This is a genomic window from Mesorhizobium sp. M0166 (assembly GCF_040322255.1).
GTDB lineage: Bacteria > Pseudomonadota > Alphaproteobacteria > Rhizobiales > Rhizobiaceae > Mesorhizobium.
Map to the genome: position 1 here is coordinate 1 of NZ_JAMYTD010000084.1, position 5,970 is coordinate 5,970.

7 protein-coding genes are annotated in these 5,970 nt (G+C 62.3%); all 7 read left to right on the plus strand.

Going from position 1 to position 5,970, the window contains the following annotated elements:
* The first annotated feature begins 234 nt into the window (after window positions 1–234).
* The 7 genes from tnpA to NKJ46_RS34285 all read left to right on the plus strand — a co-directional run bounded on the left by tnpA (window position 235) and on the right by NKJ46_RS34285 (window position 5,782).
* Complete coding sequence (gene tnpA / locus NKJ46_RS34255) at window positions 235–588, plus strand: IS66-like element accessory protein TnpA (RefSeq protein WP_126101843.1); 354 nt, start codon at window positions 235–237, stop codon at window positions 586–588.
* Between the two features lie 18 nt (window positions 589–606).
* Entirely contained in the window at window positions 607–933 is a 327-nt protein-coding gene (gene tnpB, locus NKJ46_RS34260; RefSeq protein ID WP_352671715.1) for an IS66 family insertion sequence element accessory protein TnpB, read from the plus strand.
* Between the two features lie 66 nt (window positions 934–999).
* Window positions 1,000–2,676 (plus strand): IS66 family transposase, encoded by a 1,677-nt coding sequence (tnpC, locus tag NKJ46_RS34265; RefSeq protein WP_352671717.1) that lies wholly within the window; start codon window positions 1,000–1,002, stop codon window positions 2,674–2,676.
* 2 nt (window positions 2,677–2,678) lie between these two features.
* Window positions 2,679–2,912 (plus strand): hypothetical protein, encoded by a 234-nt coding sequence (locus NKJ46_RS34270; protein ID WP_502903315.1) that lies wholly within the window; start codon window positions 2,679–2,681, stop codon window positions 2,910–2,912.
* Window positions 2,913–3,034: 122 nt separating this feature from the next.
* A complete protein-coding gene (locus tag NKJ46_RS34275; RefSeq protein WP_352493258.1) occupies window positions 3,035–3,223 on the plus strand; it encodes a type II toxin-antitoxin system VapC family toxin in 189 nt (62 codons plus the stop codon).
* 499 nt (window positions 3,224–3,722) lie between these two features.
* Window positions 3,723–4,919: a carboxylate--amine ligase gene (locus NKJ46_RS34280; RefSeq protein ID WP_352671720.1), complete on the plus strand. Its 1,197-nt coding sequence runs from the start codon at window positions 3,723–3,725 to the stop codon at window positions 4,917–4,919.
* The gene (locus tag NKJ46_RS34285) at window positions 4,916–5,782 is read left to right on the plus strand and encodes a metallophosphoesterase family protein (protein WP_352671723.1); all 867 of its coding nucleotides are present in this window, start codon (window positions 4,916–4,918) and stop codon (window positions 5,780–5,782) included. Before NKJ46_RS34280 ends, NKJ46_RS34285 begins: the two co-directional genes overlap by 4 nt.
* Window positions 5,783–5,970: the final 188 nt, after the last annotated feature.

Below are 5,970 nucleotides of genomic sequence, written 5' to 3' on the forward strand. Positions count from 1 at the left end.
CTGCAAGCTCCTCAGCTCCTTCAGTGTCACTATCTCTCGCTCATCACCTCAAGCCGCGCCAGATGGGGTCAGCTTGGCGCTTACGCGCGAACTCCTGGCACGCATGCAGCAGACCAGAAAGCGGCTAACCTGGCCACTTGCACGCCTCCGGCGAAGGCCGCCTTGCGAGAGGATGGCACGGTAGCGAGGCTGCGCTCTTAAGGTCGTCCTTACGAGCGTAGTTAGCAGCACAGCATGAGCCATGTGACGTTATTGACCGGGCCGGAGCGGCGTCGTCGTTGGAGTGAAGCGGATCAGTGCCGGATACTGGCCGCGGCATTCGCGCCCGGGGCCACGGTGGCGGCGGTGGCGCGTCAGTACGATGTCGCGACCAGCCTGATCTACAAGTGGCGCCGCACGGTGAGAGCCCGCGAGACGGGCTTTGCCGAAGTTGTCGTGGCTCCCGACGAGCCTGTGGCCGTTTCGCGGCCGGCGGCATCCCCGGCGGTGATCGAGCTGGAGGTCGCCGGCAAGGTGCGGCTGCGGATTCCGCTGACCACGCCGCCAACACTGGCGGCAGCGATGGTGAAGGCGCTGGGCGTTTCATGATCCCGGTCCCCGAGCCAGGTGCGGATCTGGTTGGCGGTCGGCCGGACCGATATGCGTCGCGGGATGCAAGGCCTCGCTCTGCAGGTTCAGGAGACGTTGGGCCGGAATCCGCATGCCGGCGATCTTTATGTCTTCCGCGGCCGCAGCGGCAATCTGATCAAGATTATCTGGCATGATGGGCTCGGCATGTCGCTGTATGCAAAACGGCTCGAGAAGGGCCGGTTTCTATGGCCGTCGCCGGCGGACGGCACGGTTTCCATATCACCGGCGCAGCTCGCCTACATGCTCGACGGGATCGATTGGCGCAACCCGCTTCACACGTTCCGCCCTGAGCGGGCGGGCTGAGTTTTTCTTTGAGTTTGCGCCATTTTCCGCGAGTCAGCGGGCGCGTTTTATGATTCACTCCAGGGCATGGTTGCCACCGCCCAGGATGCTGTTCCGGACGATATCGGCGCGCTCAGAGCGGCGCTGACCGCGGCGCTGGCCAGAGCCGAAGACGAGGCCGCGCGCGCTGCGCTGGTCGAGGCCGAACTGGCGGTCGCCAGGGCTAAGGCATCGGATGATGCGGCGCTGATCGCACATCAGCATCTGACGATCCGCAAGCTGCAGCGGGCGCTGCATGGTCAGAGTTCTGAACGCTCAGCCCGCCTGCACGACCAGATGGAACTCACCTTCGAGGAACTCGAGAGCACCGCGACGGAAGACGAGATCGCCGCCGAACAGGCCGCGGCCCGGACCACCGAGGTGGCGCCTTACATGCGCAAACGACCGGCGCGTCAGCCATTTCCCGAGCATCTGCCGCGCGAACGCGTGGTCGAGCCGGCGCCGACCGCTTGCCATTGCTGCGGCGGTCATCGGCTGCGCAGGCTGGGTGAGGATATCACCGAGACGCTGGAGGTGGTGCCGCGGCAATGGAAGGTGATCCAGCACGTGCGGGAGAAGTTCACCTGCCGCGACTGCGAGGCGATCAGCCAGGCTCCGGCGCCGTTCCACGCCGCCCCGCGCGGCTGGGCCGGTCCCGGCCTGCTGGCGATGGTTCTGTTCGAGAAGTTCGGCCAGCATCAGCCGCTCAACCGCCAGGCCGAACGCTATGCCCGCGAAGGCGTGCCGCTCAGCCTGTCGACGCTCGCCGACCAGGTCGGCGCCGGCGCCGCGGCGCTGATGCCGCTGTTCAAGCGGCTCGAAGCCCATGTGCTGGCCGCTTCGCGTCTGCACGGCGACGATACGACGGTGCCGGTCCTGGCCAAGGGCAAGACCGATACCGGTCGATTATGGACCTATGTGCGCGATGACCGACCGTTCGGCGGCGCCGATCCGCCGGCGGCAGTGTTCTATTATTCCCGCGATCGCCGAGGCGAACATCCCGCGGCGCATCTCGCCGGCTGGAGCGGCATTCTGCAGGCCGATGCCTTTGGCGGTTACGGCGATCTCTATGCGACGGGTCGTCAGCCGGCGCCTGTTCTGGAGGCCAGCTGCTGGACCCACAGCCGGCGCAAAGTGTTCGAGCTGGCCGATATCGAAGCGGCGGCGCGCAGGAAGGCGCGCAGCGAGAAGCCCAACCTGGTCTATCCGCTGGCGGTTGAAGCCGTGAAGCGCATCGATGCCCTGTTCGATATCGAGCGCGCGATTAACGGCCTGTCGCCGGCCCAACGCCACGCCGTGCGCCAGGAGCGGAGCGCGCCGCTGGTCACCGAACTCGAGCGCTGGATGATCGAGACGCGCGACAAGCTCTCGCGCGGACACGACCTGACCAAGGCCTTCAACTACATGCTGCGCCGCTGGTCATCCTTCACCCGCTTCCTCGACGATGGGCGGATCTGCCTATCCAACAATGCAGCCGAGCGAGCCCTGCGCGGCATCGCTCTCGGCAGAAAGTCCTGGCTGTTCTGCGGTTCCGATCGCGGCGGACAGCGCGCGGCCATTCTCTACAGCCTGATCGCCAGCGCCAAGTTGAATGACGTCGACCCGCAGGCCTGGCTCGCCGATATCCTGGCGCGCATCGCAGCCCACCCAGCACAGCGGATCGATGATTTGCGGCCGTGGAATTGGAGATCCGCAAAACTGCGGACCCAACCAGCGGCGGCCTGATCATGCAGCGCAATAAGGTGCATCACGTCTATACGGTCGGCCGTGTCGCCAGCGACCTCGGCGTCAGCGAAGCGCTCATCCAGGACCTGACCCTCGGTCTCGAGCCCGAGGACGGCGTCATCTGGGTGTACGGCGCCAACGACGACGACGGGATCTTGGCCTTCACCGATGAAGGCATCGAGGAGGTCAAACTCCTCCTCGAAGAATATCATCGCGTCTCCCCATCGAAAGCTTGACCCCAGCGCTCCGGTGCTCAGGTCCTCACGGCCGCCGGATACGCACGTCTGCGATCTTCACCGGATGCGTACGGCCACTTGCGGTATGGGAGGCTGCAATCGCGGTCGCGAGAGTCTTGGACTTGGCAATCAGCGAGGCGGCCGAGGCGGTGGAAAGCTATCTGTCGTTGATCGAGATTGACATGGTCGCGGTGCCGCCGAACACGGCTCGACTCGCGCTTGACGCTTTCGACCGCTTCGGCAAGGGCCGGCACCCGGCGCGGCTGAACTTTGGTGACTGCTTCGCCTATGCTTGTGCCCCGACATTTTGACCAGCCATTAATGTTCAAAGGCGCCGACTTTCCGCAGACCGACATCGAGGCTGCGTGAGTGCCACTGTTTCGCGACGCAGGGCGCAAGCGTCGCCTACCGGCTTGTCGGGCTCCCAATCAGTGCGACGGTCTAGCCGGCTGTCACGGAACAAAAGTAGGTTGCCCGTTCCACGTTCCACGGTCGACGTTGGCCATGAAGCGTTGGAGTGCTGGCCGCGGGGGCCCCGGACCAGGGTGCTGATCCGACGCGTGTCGCACCCAGCGAAGGCGGCCGGTCGTTTTTTCCAGGGGCCTCGACAACAGCACAAGTTGTAGCCAAAGCGACGATGGAGGTCAGCATTTGTCCAGGAAAGGCTACCAGCACGTACCACCCCGATTGCACCGTTACCAAATGTGCTTCACGGGTGTACACTGTCCTGAGGGTTCGGCGGGTCGTAGCTGCGCGAACGGGATTGGAATGCATCGCGCTCGCGATCCGCAATAGACAGGAGGAGCTCCTGTGAATCGCACGTCGGTCGTCGGCCCGATGGCTTGCGTCATGGGCGATATGAACTTGGTCCGGCCTCTCGGACTTGCCGGCGTTTCTTGCGCGGTTGTGGTGCCGCCTGGCAACCCGGCCACCTATTCGCGGTTCGTCCGGGCGGTTCTCCCCTGGGAGAGCTTCTCAAAGAACCTGGACGGTTTGGCGGATATGTTGCTGCGCTTCGGCACTGTACAGCAGGAGCGCCCCGTCCTTTTCTTCGAAGAGGATTCCCATCTGCTGTTCGTGTCGCGATACCGCGAGCGGCTGGGGCAGGCCTTCCGTTTCATCCTGCCCGAAGTGCCGCTGGTGGAAAAGCTCGTCGATAAGGCTCGTTTCCAAATCTTGGCCGAACGCCTGAGCCTTCCCGTTCCGGCATCGCGAAGGATTCGCCCACGTCCAGGCTCGACGCCCGTTTCCCTTGATCTGCGCTTTCCGGTCGTCATCAAGCCCCTCAGACGCCGATCACCTTGGGACCAGATCGCAGGTAGTCACAAGGCAATCGAGGTCGCCACAGAGAAGGCATTCCGAGAGCTGTGGCCCCGTTTGGCCAACAACGAGATGGACCTTCTCGTCCAGGAGATGATACCGGGGCCGGAAAGCCGCATCGAAAGCTACCATGTCTATGTTGATCATCGGGGCGAAATTGCCGGCGAATTTACGGGGCAGAAAATACGAACGTATCCAACGTCATGTGGTCACAGCACGGCATTGGAGACTACGGATGCAGCGGATGTCGCGTCACTCGGCCGCACGCTGGTTCAGAAGCTGGATCTACGAGGCGTCGCCAAGTTCGATTTTAAACGGGATCCAGACGGTGCACTTCACCTTCTGGAGGTTAATCCGCGCTTCAATCTTTGGCATGTCTTGGGTGCACGCGCAGGTGTCAACATACCAGCGCTGGTCTATGCGGATCTAACTGGCCAACCCCGCCCGCTTCCTGCAAAAGCCCATCCGGGTGTCCGATGGTGCACTCTCCCCAGCGATTTCATTGCTGCCCGCTCCACCGGGATATCTCTGCTGTCGTGGTTGCCCTGGGTTATCCGCTGCGAGACGATTTCGCATTTGAACTGGGATGATCCGGTCCTGCTGCGAACTGCGTGGCACCGGGGCATCTCGAACGCTAGCAAACGACTTTCTCATCTTGTGCAATCCGCAACACGGAGGGCAGCGTGAGGCTGGCGATCATCTCTGATGTTCACTCCAATCTCGAGGCACTCCAGGCCACTCTCGACGACATCTCTACGCAAGGGGCGGACCGTATCATATGCCTTGGCGATATCGTCGGCTACAATACAGACCCGGCAGAGTGCATAGCCCTGCTACAAAAAAACGAAGTTGCATGCGTAGCTGGAAATCACGACAGGGCTGTCTGCGAACAGATCACCACCGACGATTTCGGTTTTGTCGGCGCTCGCGCGATCCTGTGGACACGCCGGCGACTCGGTTCAGAAGCTGTATCATTTCTTGCCGGACTGCCTCTTAAGGCCGAGATTAGCGACGAGTTGATTGCGGTTCATGGCGCGCTGCACCCGGAGAAAGATTGTGAAACCGTTCGACTAGACGATGACGAACGGCGCCGACAAAGCTTCGAGGCACTCATGAATCACCCCTCTGGCATCCGGATCTGTGCCTTCGGACACACACACCGCCTTGGCGTCTTCGAATGGCAGGACTCTGTGCCACGACAACTTCCCGGCGACGAGATCAACCTCAAGGAGGGTGCCTTCTACCTTGTCAATCCGGGATCGGTCGGGGAATCGCGAACCTCAGATCCACGCGCCACCTATTTAGTTCTCGATACCGCACGCCAAGCCATCGAGGTAAAGCGCGTGTCGTATGACTGGTCTGTTTCATTGGCAAAAAAGCGACGCGCGGGTCTGATGCCCCCCTTGGCTACTCTCCCCCAGCCGCTCCGGGCAGCGCTGAGACGATATCTTGTTGTTCTCGGCCTCTATGACGCCTTAAGACGTAAGTGGCAGGTAAGCAGCTTGGGCGAACGCTTCCGCCATTTCATCCGCTCCGATCTTCGACGCTGAATAGGGAGATCGTCCCTGCAAAGCGTTCGATTCACAGATCGGGCATCGCGATCGCCGTCCTATGCACCTCGTTGGTCGAGGTAACGACCACGCGCTCCGCGACCTTAGTACTACTGCGTCATAAATTGCGAGCCTGACGCGGACTGTCCATTGCCCTTATGCAGCACGGACATCGTTGCAGACGGTTG